15 protein-coding genes are annotated in these 15651 nt (G+C 48.2%); 8 read left to right on the top strand and 7 right to left on the bottom strand.

What is annotated here, in order from left to right; genetic code table 11:
* Position 1: 1 nt before the first annotated feature.
* On the top strand, positions 2 to 706 hold the full coding sequence (locus AC2T15_RS10265) for a tetratricopeptide repeat protein (protein WP_486778224.1): 705 nt from the start codon (positions 2 to 4) through the stop codon (positions 704 to 706).
* Entirely contained in the window at positions 703 to 1035 is a 333-nt protein-coding gene (locus AC2T15_RS10260; RefSeq protein ID WP_486778223.1) for a YqcC family protein, read from the top strand. The genes AC2T15_RS10265 and AC2T15_RS10260 overlap by 4 nt, the downstream gene beginning before the upstream one ends.
* Positions 1036 to 1088: 53 nt before the next feature.
* On the opposite strand, the gene AC2T15_RS10255 is transcribed toward AC2T15_RS10260, so the two are convergent.
* The 6 genes from AC2T15_RS10255 to AC2T15_RS10230 all read right to left on the bottom strand — a co-directional run bounded on the left by AC2T15_RS10255 (position 1089) and on the right by AC2T15_RS10230 (position 8203).
* Entirely contained in the window at positions 1089 to 1553 is a 465-nt protein-coding gene (locus AC2T15_RS10255; RefSeq protein ID WP_486778222.1) for a DUF4124 domain-containing protein, read from the bottom strand.
* A 79-nt stretch (positions 1554 to 1632) separates the two neighbouring features.
* Positions 1633 to 2130 (bottom strand): RDD family protein, encoded by a 498-nt coding sequence (locus AC2T15_RS10250; protein WP_053100514.1) that lies wholly within the window; start codon positions 2128 to 2130, stop codon positions 1633 to 1635.
* A gap of 141 nt (positions 2131 to 2271) precedes the next feature.
* Positions 2272 to 3795: a fumarate hydratase gene (locus AC2T15_RS10245; protein ID WP_486778221.1), complete on the bottom strand. Its 1524-nt coding sequence runs from the start codon at positions 3793 to 3795 to the stop codon at positions 2272 to 2274.
* 87 nt (positions 3796 to 3882) lie between these two features.
* Positions 3883 to 4797, bottom strand: coding sequence for an acyltransferase (locus AC2T15_RS10240; protein ID WP_486778220.1), 915 nt, complete (start codon positions 4795 to 4797; stop codon positions 3883 to 3885).
* A 118-nt stretch (positions 4798 to 4915) separates the two neighbouring features.
* Positions 4916 to 7000, bottom strand: a complete 2085-nt coding sequence (gene pta / locus AC2T15_RS10235; protein WP_486778219.1) for a phosphate acetyltransferase — start codon at positions 6998 to 7000, stop codon at positions 4916 to 4918.
* A 15-nt stretch (positions 7001 to 7015) separates the two neighbouring features.
* Positions 7016 to 8203 carry an acetate kinase gene (locus tag AC2T15_RS10230; RefSeq protein WP_053100510.1) on the bottom strand — a complete coding sequence of 396 codons (1188 nt, stop codon included), beginning with the start codon at positions 8201 to 8203 and terminating at the stop codon, positions 7016 to 7018.
* Between the two features lie 267 nt (positions 8204 to 8470).
* Here AC2T15_RS10230 and AC2T15_RS10225 point away from each other — a divergent pair, with 267 nt between their 5' ends.
* The gene (locus AC2T15_RS10225) at positions 8471 to 8953 is read left to right on the top strand and encodes an FKBP-type peptidyl-prolyl cis-trans isomerase (RefSeq protein WP_053100509.1); all 483 of its coding nucleotides are present in this window, start codon (positions 8471 to 8473) and stop codon (positions 8951 to 8953) included.
* A 69-nt stretch (positions 8954 to 9022) separates the two neighbouring features.
* Here AC2T15_RS10225 and AC2T15_RS10220 read toward each other — a convergent pair whose 3' ends face one another.
* Entirely contained in the window at positions 9023 to 10009 is a 987-nt protein-coding gene (locus AC2T15_RS10220) for an outer membrane protein assembly factor BamD (RefSeq protein ID WP_486778218.1), read from the bottom strand.
* A gap of 158 nt (positions 10010 to 10167) precedes the next feature.
* On the opposite strand from AC2T15_RS10220, the gene rluD reads away from it, so the two are divergent.
* The 5 genes from rluD (at position 10168) to parE (ending at position 15633) form a co-directional block, all read left to right on the top strand.
* Positions 10168 to 11139: a 23S rRNA pseudouridine(1911/1915/1917) synthase RluD gene (rluD, locus tag AC2T15_RS10215; RefSeq protein ID WP_486778217.1), complete on the top strand. Its 972-nt coding sequence runs from the start codon at positions 10168 to 10170 to the stop codon at positions 11137 to 11139.
* A gap of 2 nt (positions 11140 to 11141) precedes the next feature.
* Positions 11142 to 11867 (top strand): peptidoglycan editing factor PgeF, encoded by a 726-nt coding sequence (gene pgeF / locus AC2T15_RS10210; protein WP_486779040.1) that lies wholly within the window; start codon positions 11142 to 11144, stop codon positions 11865 to 11867.
* 318 nt (positions 11868 to 12185) lie between these two features.
* Positions 12186 to 12998, top strand: coding sequence for a 3',5'-cyclic-AMP phosphodiesterase (gene cpdA, locus AC2T15_RS10205; RefSeq protein WP_486778216.1), 813 nt, complete (start codon positions 12186 to 12188; stop codon positions 12996 to 12998).
* Between the two features lie 102 nt (positions 12999 to 13100).
* Positions 13101 to 13682 carry a YqiA/YcfP family alpha/beta fold hydrolase gene (locus tag AC2T15_RS10200; RefSeq protein ID WP_486778215.1) on the top strand — a complete coding sequence of 194 codons (582 nt, stop codon included), beginning with the start codon at positions 13101 to 13103 and terminating at the stop codon, positions 13680 to 13682.
* Between the two features lie 55 nt (positions 13683 to 13737).
* The gene (gene parE, locus AC2T15_RS10195; protein ID WP_486778214.1) at positions 13738 to 15633 is read left to right on the top strand and encodes a DNA topoisomerase IV subunit B; all 1896 of its coding nucleotides are present in this window, start codon (positions 13738 to 13740) and stop codon (positions 15631 to 15633) included.
* Positions 15634 to 15651: the final 18 nt, after the last annotated feature.

The following is a 15651-nucleotide window of genomic DNA, read 5'->3' as shown; positions in this document are numbered from 1 at the left end:
GTTGAAAAATATAACTTGGCTACTATTAGGCAGCTCCTTATTGTTAGCGGGCTGTAATACCACCAATCCTTATCAGCACAGTCAGGTACCTGTAGTAGAGGCAGGTGGGCCATTAACCGCAGGCGTATTGCGCGATCGTAATGCACGGATGGCCGCCGGTAACGCGACTCAAGCACCCACGCGCGCGCCAGTTAGCACTCCGTCAAATGCTTGGCCAAGCGAGATGGATTCAGGGGTAGTGGCCATTCCTCAGGGCGCAGATACTGGCAAGCTAGAAACTTCACCGGTGATCAGTGGCGAAGAAATCAAACAGCAGTACCAGCAACGCCAGCAACAGGTACAGCAGCGTTTTGACTCAGAAGTTAAGCAGCAGGGCGCGCAGTTAAAGGCGCCGGTGGTAGCGCTGCTTGGGAGTGCTGATCAGGCCAAAAACCAAGGTAATTTAGATAGTGCTGCGGCGAACTTAGAGCGTGCGCTGCGTATTTCACCGCGTGAGCCTGAGGTATTGATGCGCTTAGCTGATATTCGTTTGCAGCAAGGTAATCCAGCGCAAGCAGAGCAGCTGGCGCAACAAGGACTGAATGCGGTGCCGAGTAATACTCCGTTAGCAGCCAGCCTGTGGGATATTATTGCCCGAGCTCGGGATATGCAACATGATCCGCAAGGCGCTCAGCAAGCCCGTGATAAAGCGCGAGTGACGTTATGAGTGCCGAAATTCGCGCGCAGTTAGCCAGCGCTTTTGACGAGCTCATCAGTGAAATGCAAGCCCTTGACTGGTGGACTCTACCTAGGCCATCGCTGGCAGCCTTAGCCAGCGAGCAACCCTTTGCTGCTGACAGTATGGCGTTTAATCAATGGTTACGCTGGGTGTTTATTGAGCGCTTACAGGCACTGTTAGATAGTCCAGAAAGCGCTTTGCCGACTCGCTGTAGCATTGAGCCGATGGTCGAATACATGCACCAGCATGAGCTTGAGAAAGTGGCAGGGTTACTGAGCAAATTACGCCGTATTGATGAGTTATTAACTAGAGAATAGCGTCATCCCCACTGCGGCTCTCTGCAGGCGTAGGGGGATGCAAATTAACTTATCTATAAGCCAGCAGAGGTACAGTGCTCGCTAATACTTTGGCGAGTTTCTGCTATGCGAGCTTGGCGTTCTTCTTCAGTTAAGCGTCGTATTTCGCCAGTTTCTTCTTTAGCCATAAGTCGCGGGTTATTTTCTAACTGAGCTAAGTTTTGACGCACAGTTGTACAATATTTTTTTCGTTCTTCAGCTTCGGCTGCCACTTGTTTTTGTACTTGTTGATTTAATAGTTGCTGCTGCTCCGTATCCACTTGTTGAGTAGGGGATGCTTGTTGTGGCGGAACTTCTGCCTTTGGCCTGTGATAGCTGCCGGTAACCACTAACTCAGCAGCATAATTAGCGGGGGGTTGGGCACCGTAATGAAGAACGCCAGCGTTATCTACCCAGCGGTAGATATCTGTAGCAGAGACAGGGCTAAAAGGTACCAGTAGACCAATAAGTAAACTGGAAGTAGCGATAAATTGCCGCATGTTGACTCCTTTAACAATGATTTCGGCAGAAGAGCTGTATAGAAGTGTAGCTGCTTTAAATTGCGTCAGTATAACTAAACTATTTTTTATGTGCGTTTTTTGGCAATTGGATCACCACCGAGTCTGAATACAGATCATGCCAAGTGGCTTTTTTTGCGCTGAATACTAACCAAAAATAGCCAAGGCCGCCGAGCAGTAGTGAAGGAATAGCCACAAAAAAACGCAGTAACGCTTGCCATAGGCTAATTGCTGAGCCGTCTTTATTTTGCACCCGGACTCCCCAAACCTGCATGCCTAGGGTTTGTCCGGTGTGAGTCCAGAACTTGGCAAAAAAAGCAAACACGCTGAATAACAATAAGGTTGAGAGCAGCGGATCAATATCTAGCTGCCCGCTTTCTGAGAGTTGCTGCAGCTTATCTGCGCCATAGATTAAACGCAGCACAACTTGCTGATAAATTAGCGTCAGTACCATCACTAAGGCAATGACTAATAATGAGTCGTAAAACATTGCCGCCAGACGTTTGCCAAGTCCTGCAAGCGGAAAGTTTCCAGACGGTTTGAGCAAGGGTTTAGCCATATGGGTTACATCCAACAAAAAGAGTGGGGCTTATTCTAGCGAAAAAAAGAGCACAGTGTTGTTAACCTAGCTCAGGGCTAAGGACTGGACATAAAAAAGCCGCTATTAATCACTAATAGCGGCTGAGGTACCGACTTAAGCTTACTTAATCTCGATTGCAAGGTTTTCTGCGATCTTATCGTGCCAAAGTTTAGGGCCCGTTAAGTGTACTGACTCACCTTGGGTGTCTACTGCCACGGTGACCGGCATATCCTTAACTTCAAACTCATAGATAGCTTCCATCCCGAGCTCTTCAAAGGCCACAACACGGGCTTTCTTAATCGCTTGAGCCACTAGGTAGGCAGCTCCACCAACAGCCATTAAGTACACTGCTTGGTTATCTTTAATTGCATCAATTGCAATAGGACCGCGCTCAGATTTACCAATCATGCCCAGTAAGCCAGTGCTTTCTAATACTTGGCGAGTAAATTTATCCATTCGGGTGGCGGTGGTCGGGCCTGCAGGGCCTACTACTTCACCTGCAATCGGATCCACTGGGCCAACGTAGTAGATAAAGCGATTTTTTAGATCAACCGGTAAGCTTTCACCTCGGTTTAGCATATCGACCATACGCTTATGGGCAGCATCACGTCCGGTGAGCATTTTACCGTTGAGCAGTACAGTTTCGCCTGGTTTCCAGCTTTTTACTTCTTCTGGCGTGATTTCATCTAAATTCACTCGGCGCGCTGAAGGACCTGCTTCCCAAACGATTTCTGGGTAGGCATCTAACGGCGGTGCTTCTAAGCTGACTGGGCCTGAGCCATCGAGCACTAAGTGAGCATGACGGGTAGCGGCGCAGTTTGGAATAATACACACCGGTAAAGAGGCGGCATGGGTCGGGTAGTCTTTAATTTTGACGTCTAAGACAGTGGTTAAACCACCTAAGCCTTGGGCGCCGATACCTAGTTGGTTGACCTTGTCAAAGAGTTCTAGGCGCAGTTCTTCTGCGCGGTTTTGTGGGCCACGTTGTTGCAGCTCGTGAATATCAATGGATTCCATTAATACTTCTTTTGCCATCACAGCTGCTTTTTCTGCGGTACCACCAATACCAATACCGAGCATACCGGGTGGACACCAGCCCGCACCCATTTCTGGAACTGTTTTGAGCACCCAATCAACAATTGAGTCTGAGGGGTTAAGCATCGCCATCTTGGCTTTGTTTTCAGAGCCGCCACCTTTAGCTGCCACGTCAATCTCTACGGTATTACCCGGGACTAAGGAATAGTGAATAACAGCAGGGGTATTGTCTTTGGTGTTTTTGCGAGCACCCGCAGGGTCAGCCAGGATTGAGGCGCGTAAGACGTTTTCTGGCAGCTTGTAGGCGCGGCGAACACCTTCGTTAATCATGTCATCAACGCTCATGGTCGCACCATCCCAGCGCACATCCATACCAACACGGACAAATACGGTGACAATTCCGGTATCTTGGCAGAGTGGGCGATGGCCGGTGGCGCACATCCGAGAGTTGATGAGAATTTGCGCCATAGCATCTTTAGCTGCTGGGGATTCTTCGCGCAGGTAGGCTTCATGCATCGCTTGAATAAAGTCTACGGGATGATAATAAGAAATAAACTGCAGGGCGTCGGCGACGCTTTGAATAAGGTCATCTTGCTTTATCACGGTCATGGAGCACTCCTTGGTTGTGGCGAAAGCTCACAGCTGATGCTGTGATTAACGGGTTATTATAGGTAGCACGCAGGCTAGCCAAACTGGCTAGCTATGCAGTGTACGTGGAAACCTTTGATGGAGCTGCTGTAACAGTTGATCTTTCTCGCTCCATAATTGGTTGACCCACTGCTGAAATTCTTGGCGATAAGCTAAGTCAGTATCGTAGCTCTTGCCAATAAACTGCGGTGGAATTTCTAAGGTTTCAACGCGCATCATAATACGTTTGATTTTACCACTGAGTAGGCACCAAATTGTTGGCTTACCTTCAGGGTAATAAATAGTTACGTTAACTAAACTTTTTAGTTGCTCGCCCATGGCATCTAAGACAAAAGCAATGCCGCCAGCTTTGGGCTTAAGCAGGTACTGATAAGGTGACTGTTGCTGAGTATGTTTAGCTTGGGTAAAGCGAGTGCCTTCCAAAAAGTTAAACACCGACACCGGATTGGTCTTATAGCGCTCGCACGCTTTGCGTGTAGTGGCTAAGTCTTGACCTTGTTTTTCAGGGTGTTTAGCTAAATAGGCTTTGCTGTAGCGCTTCATAAAAGGAAACTCGAGTGCCCACCAGCATAAGCCAATCACCGGTACCCAAATTAGTTCTTGCTTTAAGAAGAACTTAAGCAGCGGAATGCGGCGGTTAAATTGATACTGCAACGCTAAAATGTCGACCCAGCTTTGGTGATTACTGGTTACTAAACGTGAGGATTGCATATCCAACAAGTCAACGCCTTCTACGTTCCAGTCAATCTTTTGGGCTAAATCGATCCAAAAGTTATTAATTCCAATCCAGGTTTCAGCAATCCAGTGCATGACAAAGCGCAGTGCCCGTTGGGTAGTCGGAAAGGGCAGCAGAAACTTCAGTAGTGCTGCAATAAAGAGCGGCCAGCAGAGAATTAGAGTGCTGAGGGTTAGGAGCAGCGAAGAAATGATGCCGCGGATAAATGCAGGTAGAAATCGTAACATCAGCGAATAAGGCCTTTCAATAAATGAAAAGCACGACGGGTGTCGTGCTTTTCAGTCGTCAGAGTTAAACGAGTTAAGCCTGATTATAGCCTGTATTTAATACAGATGTTTAACCCGCTTACTGGCTAGCTGCCTGAATAGCGGTTAGGGCAATGGTAAACACAATATCATCGACCAATGCACCGCGTGACAGGTCATTAACTGGTTTGCGCAAGCCTTGCAACATGGGACCAACGCTAATCACGTTGGCACTGCGTTGTACCGCTTTATAGGTCGTATTACCGGTATTTAGATCGGGGAAAATAAACACGGTGGCGCGACCTGCGACTTTACTCTCTGGTGCTTTTTGGCGGCCGACACTTTCAATGCTTGCAGCATCGTATTGAAGCGGGCCATCAATCGATAGCTCAGGGCGTAATTCGCGGGCTAAGCGAGTTGCAGTGCGTACTTTTTCAACCTCAGCACCGGTACCTGAGTCACCTGTTGAGTAGCTGATCATAGCCACTCTCGGGTCGATACCAAAGGCTTGAGCGGACTCCGAGCTCTGTAACGCGATTTCTGCCAGTTGCTCAGCATTGGGATCAGGGTTAACTGCGCAGTCGCCATACACTAGTACTTGATCAGGCAGCAGCATAAAGAACACCGATGAGACTAAGTTATAGCCAGGTGCGGTTTTAATTAACTGTAATGCAGGACGAATAGTGCTAGCGGTGGTATGAACTGCGCCTGATACCAAACCGTCGACTTCATCTTCTGCCAGCATCATGGTGGCCAGAACTACGGTGTCCTCGAGTTGAGCGGCGGCTAAGGTTTCATTTAGGCCTTTGTCTTTACGTAGCTCAACCATTGGCGCAATGTAGCGCTGGCGAATGCTGTCTGGATCAATAATTTCTAAGTCAGCCGGCAGTTCAATGCCTTGGGCTTTAGCGATTTCTTGCACTTCTTCAGGTTTAGCTAAGAGTACGCAGCGGGCAATGCCGCGTTGCTGGCAAATAGCAGCCGCTTGAATAGTGCGCGGCTCATTGCCTTCTGGGAGCACAATACGTTTATTTGCAGCCTTAGCTCGTTGCACCAGTTGATAACGGAAAGCCGGTGGTGACAGCAGTAGTTCTCGTGCGGTACCGCAGCGTTCTTTCAGCCAATCCACCTGTAAGAAACTGGCAGCGTGCTCGGTTACTGCTTTAGCACGTTCTTGGTCATCGACCGGAATACCTTTATTGATCCGCGTAAGATTGTTGGCGGTGTCATAAGAGCCAGTGGCGACGGTCATCACCGGCAAACCGGTTTTCAATGCGCCTTGGCAAAGATCCATGATGCGTGGATCTGGGGTAAAGTCGGTGCAGAGCAACAGGCCTGCTAATTGCACGCCATTCATTGCCGCTAAACTTGCAGCGACAATAATGTCATCGCGATCGCCTGGGGTCACAATGAGCGTGCCAGGTTGCAGCAGGGAAATCATATTAGGTAAAGCGCGGGCACAGAGTACGGTTTTTTGTACACGGCGCTGCTGGATGTCACCGGCATTCAACACTTGGACATTGAGCAGATGCGCAATATCTTGGGTGCGGGGCGCATTGAGCTCTTCAGAGTAAGGAATGCAGCCTAAGAGTTTGAGGTCGCCTTTTTTTAGCGCAGTCATTGCTTCGGTAAGCTGCGTGCAAAAAGCTTGTGGCTCGTGGTCAGTGACTTTGTTAACAATGACTCCAAGCACCTTAGCGTTTTTTACTCCGCCAAAGACTTGGGCTTGCATTTCAATGCGATCCACCAGTTCATCAATGGCTTGGCTTTGTGGCGCACTGACTAAAATGATTTCTGCATCTAGCGTTTTTGCAAGGTGCGCGTTGATCCGTTCAGCATAGTTGGCTTGCTGAGTTGGCGTCATGCCTTCCACAATGACAATATCGTGCTGTTCAGCGACGGCTTGGTAATTGCTAATGATCTCTTCTAAGAGCTCATCAAGCTGGCCATTACCTAGCATTTTCTCCACATAGTGCACTGATAAGGGAGTGGGCTGGGATAAGCCTAAGGTGCGCTGCACTAGCTCGCTAGCCCGCTCGGGGCCTGCATCGCCAGGATGAGGCTGGGCTATGGGCTTAAAAAAACCAACATTCAGTCCACTACTGACTAAGGTATGAATTAGGCCAAGGCTAATCGAGGTTAAGCCCACGCCAAAACCGGTGGGCGCTAATAAAAATGAATGCATGCAAATATCCTGCGCTTAAGCATCAAGTAGAGCGAGTGTTTCAACTGCAATTTGACGCTCTTCATTGGTGGGAACTACGAGTACACGGGTTGAGTTAGCTGCGCTAATTTGTCCTGCAACTCCACGTACGCACCGTTGGTTAGCTTCTTCATCTAAAGTGATGTTAAAGAATGGCAGATAACCAATGGTCTTGCTACGGACGATATCCGCATTTTCACCAATTCCGCCAGTAAAGACTAAACCATCTAAACGCGGCAGTGCACAAGACATGCTCGCTAGCGACTTGGCTAAACGGTAGCAGAACACCTCAATGGCTAAAGTGGCTTTTTCGTTACCTTGGGCGCTGGCCTCAAGCAGAGTACGCATATCATTGGATAAGCCAGATAAACCCAGTAAACCACTTTCTTTGGTTAGGACGGTTTCAATTTTGGCTAAGTCCCAACCAAGGGTGCGGTTTAGGTGGTTAGCCAGGCTTGGATCGACATCACCACTGCGCGTACCCATAACCAAACCTTCCAGCGGGGTTAAACCCATGCTTGTGTCACGACTTTCACCATTAACCACAGCGCAGGTTGAGCTGCCATTACCCAAATGGGCGATGAGCCAGCAGCTATCCTCTACCGGTAAGTTGGTTATCTCAGCAGCTTTACGGCTGACATACATATGGCTAGTGCCATGGAACCCATAACGGCGTACATGATGGTCAGTATAGAGCACTTCCGGTACAGCATAGCGGAAAGCATGATCTGGCATGGTTTGGTGGAAGGCAGTATCAAATACGGCAAATTGAGGTAAATCAGGGTAGAGTTCAAGTGACGCTTGCACCCCAATCAGGCCTGCGGGGTTATGTAAGGGCGCTAGTACTGCTGCCGCTTCAATCACTTCAATCACGTCAGGGCGTAGTTGTGTGGCTTTAGTAAAGTGCGCACCACCATGCACAATACGGTGGCCAATACCATGGAGTGAACCATGGCTGGCTTTTTGTACCATGGGCAATAAGCGCTCAAAGGCTTCTTTGTGAGTTGCGCCATGTAGCGAGGTTACGTGTTTTTCGCCTTCAAAGGTCCAGTTTAAAACAGCATCGTCTGAACCTAAGCGCTCTGCTAATCCTTGGAGGGGGAACTCATCAGAATTTTCATTTACTAAAGCGAACTTAACAGAAGAGCTTCCGCTGTTAATAACTAAGATATTTCGACCTGACATGGGATGTCCTTAAAATAAGAGATAAACACGAGGTAAAGGAAAGCTAGTATTTAGTCGTTGTTAAAGCATTGATCTAAAGCGGCTTACTACCCGTTCTGGAGGCAGAAGAGATCAGAGGAACGACATTTATAAGTAAAATATTCGGCTAATCTTCCTGTTCGACAATTGCTTGGTCAACCCTGCAAAGGTCTTGTCATTCTAAAGTCGCATTCAAAATCATCTGCAGGTAAACTGCTGTTTACACTTACCCAGCGAAGGTTCTTTCTAATGCAAATCGCAAAAAATAAAGCAGTATCCATTGAGTACACCTTAACCAATGAACAAGGTGAAGTGATCGATAGCTCAGTAGGATCGGCTCCTTTAGAGTATTTACAGGGTGCGCAGAACATTATTGTGGGCTTAGAAAATGCTTTAGAAGGAAAAGCTAAAGGTGACGAACTTGAGGTCAGTATTGAGCCTGAAGATGCGTATGGTGAATATTCGCCTGAATTAATTGCGACATTAAGTCGCAGCATGTTTGAGGGCGTAGATACCTTAGAAGTAGGTATGCAGTTCCATGCATCGGCTCCAGATGGCGGCATGCAAATTGTGACTGTACGTGATGTTGAAGGTGATGAAGTAACGGTAGACGGTAACCATCCATTAGCCGGACAGGTTTTAAACTTTAAAGTGAAAGTAATGGATGTGCGGGATGCGACGGCTGATGAAATTCAGCATGGTCATATCCATACCGCAGGTTGTCAGCACTAAACTGTGGTGGTCACTACGAATAAAGGCACCCTAGGGTGCCTTTATTCGTTTCTATGATGAGAGAAAGGGTTATTTGAATAGTCCAAATGTTAGTCGGTTTAACCAGCTGCGTTTGGGTTTTTGCAGCTCCATATCTTCACTATATAGCTCAGGTGGTAGAGCATCTACCGCATCTTGATATTGATTGAGCATATCTTTGCTGGCTTGGGTTTGTACTGGACGGGTATCGTGTTTGGAGTCAATCAAGCCCAAGGTTGCTTTACTTAACCAGTTACGGGTTTCTTCCTCTTTTACTAATGGCTTGAATTCGCCAGAGGCTAGGCTGGGGTGATCGGGATAGTTCAGCTTAAGAGTGGCTAAGCTATTAGCAGCTAAGTCATTGAGAGTTAAATGCTGATAGGACTCGGTCATTAAGGCTAAACCATCAGCAACAGCAGGGGTGCCCTGAAAGTTTTCGACAATATATTGGCCGCGGTTTAGTGAGGCAACATAGGCTTCACGCTTTAAATAGTAATAGCCCACATAGGCCTCTTGGGCTGCAAGCAAGTTACGTAGATAAATCATCCGCTGTTTGGCGTCTGGTGCGTACTGGCTATTTGGGTAGCGGCTGGTGAGCTGCGCAAACTGATTGTACGAGTCACGCGCAGAACCTGGGTCGCGCTTAGTCATATCTAGCGGCAGAAAACGCGATAAAATTCCGCGGTCTTGCTCAAATGAAGTTAGGCCTTTGATATAAAGCGCATAATCAACATTGGGGTTGGCTGGATTAAGGCGCATAAAGCGATCTGCTGATGCCCGTGCGGCCTCAGGCTCGGAGCTTTTATATTGAGCGTAAATTAAGTCCAGTTGTGCTTGTTCGGCATAACGGCCAAAAGGATATCGAGTTTCTAACGCTTTTAATTTTTTTGTGGCTGAACTGAAGTTTTCTTTTTCTAAATCAGTCTGAGCTTGCTGATAAAGTTCTGTTTCAGTGAAGTTTTCATCAAGCTTTTTATTTGATGAGCAGGCACTGACCAGAGCAAAGGCAGCAATGAAGAGTAAAGTCTTTACATGCATTATGGCTGACGTCCTAGTGACGGTTGGCTGTTTGGCTGACTTAGAATAAGTCGTCCTGTTATAGTGAGCATCTTTCGTTTCAGCAAAGAAGCATCGATGCTGTATTTAACCACAAGCGCAAGGCTGAAACCAAAGCCTGCGCCAATTGAATAAATAGTATGCCAGTAAATAGCAATGATTCCATCCAGCTGAGTGCAGAAGTTCCTTTTGAGTTAGGCGGGCAACGCTTGGATGTTGTAGCGGCCCAATTGTTCAGTGACCACTCACGTTCACGTATTACCCAGTGGATTAAAGAAGGTCAACTAACCGTTGATGGCAAACCAGCCAAGCCCAAAGATAAGGTACATAGTTCGGCGTTGTTGGAGCTAGAAGCAGAGCGTGAAGCGCAGGGCGAGTGGGTTGCTCAAGCAATTCCGTTGGATATTTTATTTGAAGATCAGCATATTTTAGTGTTGAACAAACCTGCTGATTTAGTAGTGCATCCGGCGGCGGGTCATCCTGACGGTACTTTGCTAAATGCGCTACTGCACCATGTACCTGAACTGATTAAAGTGCCGCGGGCCGGTATTGTGCATCGCTTAGATAAAGACACCACTGGGGTGATGGTGGTGGCAAAAACCTTAGAGGCGCAAACCCACTTAGTTGAGCAGCTGCAAGCACGTAGCGTGGGACGTACCTATGAGGCGATTGTTTATGGCGTGATCGTATCGGGCGATACCATTGATGCGCCGATTGGCCGTCATAGCCAGCAGCGACAGAAAATGGCAGTGGTTGAAGGCGCTAAGCCAGCAGTCAGTCATTTCCGCGTGCTGGAGCGTTTTCGTTCACATACCCATACGCGAGTGATTTTAGAAACTGGACGTACTCACCAAATTCGGGTGCATATGTCACATATTGGTTTTCCGTTGATCGGTGATCCGACCTATGGCGGACGTTTTCGCATTCCACCAGGCGCTAACCCGACCTTAATTGAGGCCTTAAAAGCGTTTCCAAGGCAAGCCTTGCATGCGCGCTTTTTAGAGCTGACCCATCCAGTCACAGGGGAGCGTATGAAGTGGGAAGCACCCATTCCAGAAGACTTTGCATGGTTACTCAGTTTGTTGCGGCAAGATAGCGAGGCATTTATCTAGTGTTGGACTGGATTGTTCCTGATTGGCCAGCCCCCGCTCGGGTACGAGCTTGCGTTACCACCCGTAATGGTGGGTACAGCCAAGGGCCTTATGCCCAGTTAAATTTAGCTGAGCATGTCGGCGATGACCCACTTCAGGTGCAGCGCAATCGCTTACAGGTCGATCAGTTGCTGGGCTGCCAGGCCACGTGGCTGAATCAAGTCCATAGTTGTGACGTAGTCGCTGCCAGCAATGATTTAGTAACAGCCGATGCAAGTTACTCAACTACGCCTTATCTCGCTGCTTGTGTGATGACAGCTGATTGCTTACCTGTACTATTCTGTGATCGGCAAGGCAGTACCGTGGCAGCGGCCCATGCCGGTTGGCGTGGATTAGCGCAGGGCATCTTGGAGGCTACGGTGCAGCAGATGCAGGTCCCTGCGAGTGAGTTAATGGCGTGGTTAGGACCTGCCATTGGGCCTGAAGTATTTGAGGTAGGGCCTGAGGTGCTTGAGGCTTTTGTCTCGATACAACCGGAGGCTAAATTAGCCTTTGTGCCTGCCGCGCGCGCGGGGCATTGGTATGCAGATATTTATGCGTTAGCGCGTTTGCGCTTACAGCGCGTGGGAGTAACGGCAGTGTACGGCGGAGGGTTTTGTACCATGACAGATGCCCAGCAGCGTTTTTTCTCTTATCGGCAACAGGCGGTAACGGGACGCTTTGCTAGTTTAGTTTGGTTGACTGAGTAATCTATCGGTGGATAAAACAAGGCTAACTAATTGTACAGTGGATAAAAAAAGACCCGCACAAGGTGCGGGTCAAAACCGTGTTTAGCCTGATGAGGAGATAACCGTAAAACTTGGTTGGTTATCACTGACGAGCTGTCAGTGGTTGTTAATGTAATTGAGAATCATTATCATTGCAAGCGTTTTAGCTAATCTTTTTTAAGATAGCTGAAACAGTCTTAGGCACATCAAGTGAGAACTAGGTGCTGGGCCGTAAAGTTGTAATTAAGGATCTGCGACTGCAGCGTACGCTTGCACGTATTGAGTGGGGGGACTCAAACATTGCCACAGATAGCCACAGCGCAGCCAGCCATTCGCTTGCTGCAAATAACTGATACACATTTATTTGCCGATCGCTCCCAGCAGTTGTTAGGAATTAATACCTACGCTAGTTTAGCGGCGCTCACGCAACAGATAGCCCAGCGTCTGACGCAGCCTGTAGATGCCCTGTTGCTGACCGGTGATTTAGTGCAAGACCACAGCACAGAGGGCTATGAATATGTTGAGCAGTTAACGCAATCTTTAGCTAAGCGACAGTTTTGGCTATTAGGTAACCATGATGAGCGCGTAGTGATGACGCAGCATCCTCAGGGGGCGTTGTATTTACAGGCAGAATACGTGCTCGGCAATTGGGCGTTATTGTTGTTAGACAGTCAGGTAGCTGGCTGTGCCTATGGCCGGTTAGATACCGCACAGTTGGTGGCGCTAGAGCACAAGCTGGCTAATCTAAGTGCAGAGCATGTGTTATTGGCGGTGCATCATCACTGCTTACCTGTAGGCAGTGCTTGGATTGATCAGATTGGTTTATGTAATGCCGATCAGCTGCTGGCGCTGTGTGCTAAATATCCACAGGTTAAAGTGATTATTTCTGGGCATGTGCATCAAGCCAGTCATCAGCAAGTGGCAGGACTCGACGTGTTGACTACACCATCGAGCTGCGTGCAATTTTTGCCCAAGGCCGAAGACTTTGCTGTGGATACGTTGCAGCCTGGTTATCGTTGCTTGACCTTGTATGCCGATGGTCGGGTAGAGACGCACGTGGAGCGCTTGCAAAAGCCTTGTTTTGTGCCAGATCCAGAGGCAGCAGGCTATTAATAGACTCTGGGAAATAATTAATTGTGAGCTCACGCAAAGGGATGGTTGCTGATAATATACGCCACGAATTGAGTGCTTGATGTCTAGTGTAAGAGGGATGCTATGTCGGCAAAAATTATTTATATCCATGGATTTAATAGCTCGGCCCTTTCAACTAAGGCGCGGCAACTTCGTGCGTACTGGCAGCAATTAAACCTGCCACATGATGCCTTAATTATTCCAGACTTGCCTAATGACTTTAGTGCGGCTATGGCACAGCTTGAAGCGCTGGTGCTAGCCAACCCGCAGGCCTTGTTAGTGGGCAGTTCGCTGGGTGGTTTCTATGCCACCTATTTACATGATCGCTATGCTAATCCAGCCCTGTTGATTAATCCTGCAGTAGAGGCGCATCTGCGTTTTGAACACTATGTTGGGCCGCAAACCAACTACCATACCGGTGAAACCTGGGACCTCACGGCAGAACAAATTAAGCAGTTAACTCCGTTAGCAGTGGCACCGCCAAAGGCAGGAGCAAAGATTCAGGTTTGGTTACAAACCGGTGACGAAACTTTAGATTACCGCGTAGCTGAACGCTACTATCAAGACTGTGTGATAGAGGTGGAGCAGGGTGGCGATCATGCTTATCAAGGCTTTGCCCAGCGTATTCCCGAAATTTTAGCGTTAGCTGGCATAGCTAATGCCTAATTGGCTGATGTTTTACCTCCTGCAGTACGTTTATATTTTGATTTAAAAGGCAGTTATGACTAATACGACCTATACCGCTGATGCGATTGAGGTGTTATCGGGGCTGGATCCGGTGCGTAAGCGCCCAGGCATGTATACCGATACCACTCGCCCGAATCACCTAGCCCAAGAAGTGATTGATAACAGCGTGGATGAGGCGTTAGCCGGGCATGCAAAGCAAATTCAGGTGATCTTACATACTGATCAATCGCTCGAAGTGATTGATGATGGACGCGGTATGCCGGTGGATATTCACCCTGAAGAGGGCATCTCAGGGGTAGAGTTGATTTTTACTCGGCTGCATGCAGGCGGTAAGTTCTCTAATAAAAACTACGAGTTTTCTGGTGGTTTGCATGGGGTTGGAGTGTCGGTAGTCAATGCTTTGTCGAGCCAAGTAGAGGTCCGTGTACGACGTGATGGTCAAGAATACCTGATGACTTTTAACGATGGTTTTACCGCTTCGGCTTTAACCGTAGTTGGGACTGTCGGACGGCGCAATACCGGAACCTCAATCCGTTTTTGGCCTGATCCTAAGTACTTTGATTCAGCTAAGCTCTCGGTACCGCGGCTAAAGCATATTTTGAAAGCGAAAGCGGTACTTTGCCCTGGGCTGCAAGTGGTATTTGTTGATAAAAATACTAATGAAAAACTGGAGTGGCAGTTTGTCGATGGCTTGCGCTCCTATTTGACGGAAACCCTAGGCACGACTGAACGTTTGCCAGAAGAGCTATTTTGTGGCGAGCAAAAAGGTAAGACCGAGCAAGTTGACTGGGCATTATGTTGGTTACCGGAAGACGGAGAGTTAATTCAAGAAAGTTACGTTAACTTAATTCCTACCGCCCAAGGTGGAACTCACGTTAATGGCCTGCGTCAAGGTTTGCTGGATGCGATGCGCGAATTTTGTGAGTTTCGTAATCTATTGCCACGTGGAGTTAAGCTGGCGCCAGAAGATATTTGGGAGCGCATTAGCTTTGTGTTGTCGATTAAACTGCAAGAACCACAGTTTTCTGGGCAAACCAAAGAGCGTTTATCCTCACGCAACGCTGCCGGCTTTGTTGGCAGCGTAGTCAAAGATGCCTTTAGTTTGTGGCTTAACGCCAACCCTGAGTTAGGCACGCAGTTGGCAGAGTTAGCGATAGCCCATGCCGGTAAGCGCTTAAAATCAGCCAAACGGGTGGAGCGCAAAAAAATTACCCAAGGTCCTGCGTTGCCAGGCAAGTTAGCCGATTGCGTAGGGCATGACCCGATGCGGGGTGAATTGTTCTTAGTTGAGGGCGACTCGGCTGGTGGCAGTGCTAAGCAAGCACGGGATAAAGAGTTTCAGGCGATTATGCCGCTGCGCGGTAAAATTCTTAACACTTGGGAAGTCGATGGCAGTGTAGTGCTTGGTTCTCAGGAAGTGCATGACATTGCTGTAGCCATTGGGGTTGATCCCGGCGCTAAGGATTTGAGCCAACTGCGCTATGGCAAAATTTGTATTCTGGCCGATGCCGATTCAGACGGTTTACACATTGCTACCTTGCTCTGTGCTTTGTTCTTACAGCACTTTAGGCCTTTGATTGAGCAAGGTCATGTGTATGTGGCAATGCCGCCACTCTTTCGGATCGATTTGGGTAAAGAAGTGCATTACGCCCTGGATGAAGGAGAGCGTGATGCAATTCTAGAGCAGCTCAAGCAGCAAAATAAACGTGGCAAGTTGCAGGTGACTCGTTTTAAAGGACTGGGTGAAATGAATCCTGGGCAATTAAGAGAAACCACCATGGATCCGAACACCCGACGCTTGGTTCAGCTCACCTTGGAAGATAGCCAACAAACGATTGAATTGATGGATATGTTATTGGCGAAAAAGCGCTCCAGTGATCGCCGTAGCTGGTTAGAAGATAAAGGTAATCTGGCCGAGGTCTTAGCTTGAGAGCGAGTCACTGGCCCC

This window comes from Thiopseudomonas sp. SA1F2-1K (genome assembly GCF_057443035.1).
The sequence above is the reverse complement of the archived record's forward strand: the minus strand, read 5'-3'. Positions and strand labels throughout refer to the sequence as shown.

Bases quoted from the DNA above. Each gene is read 5' to 3' on its own strand.
- pta (WP_486778219.1), bottom strand. From the start codon at position 7,000: ATGCATTCATTTTTATTAGCGCCCACCGGTTTTGGCGTGGGCTTAACC.
- AC2T15_RS10225 (WP_053100509.1), top strand. From the start codon at position 8,471: ATGCAAATCGCAAAAAATAAAGCAGTATCCATTGAGTACACCTTAACC.
- AC2T15_RS10240 (WP_486778220.1), bottom strand. From the start codon at position 4,797: ATGTTACGATTTCTACCTGCATTTATCCGCGGCATCATTTCTTCGCTG.
- rluD (WP_486778217.1), top strand. From the start codon at position 10,168: ATGCCAGTAAATAGCAATGATTCCATCCAGCTGAGTGCAGAAGTTCCT.
- AC2T15_RS10230 (WP_053100510.1), bottom strand. From the start codon at position 8,203: ATGTCAGGTCGAAATATCTTAGTTATTAACAGCGGAAGCTCTTCTGTT.
- AC2T15_RS10255 (WP_486778222.1), bottom strand. From the start codon at position 1,553: ATGCGGCAATTTATCGCTACTTCCAGTTTACTTATTGGTCTACTGGTA.
- parE (WP_486778214.1), top strand. From the start codon at position 13,738: ATGACTAATACGACCTATACCGCTGATGCGATTGAGGTGTTATCGGGG.
- AC2T15_RS10260 (WP_486778223.1), top strand. From the start codon at position 703: ATGAGTGCCGAAATTCGCGCGCAGTTAGCCAGCGCTTTTGACGAGCTC.
- AC2T15_RS10245 (WP_486778221.1), bottom strand. From the start codon at position 3,795: ATGACCGTGATAAAGCAAGATGACCTTATTCAAAGCGTCGCCGACGCC.
- AC2T15_RS10250 (WP_053100514.1), bottom strand. From the start codon at position 2,130: ATGGCTAAACCCTTGCTCAAACCGTCTGGAAACTTTCCGCTTGCAGGA.
- AC2T15_RS10220 (WP_486778218.1), bottom strand. From the start codon at position 10,009: ATGCATGTAAAGACTTTACTCTTCATTGCTGCCTTTGCTCTGGTCAGT.
- AC2T15_RS10200 (WP_486778215.1), top strand. From the start codon at position 13,101: ATGTCGGCAAAAATTATTTATATCCATGGATTTAATAGCTCGGCCCTT.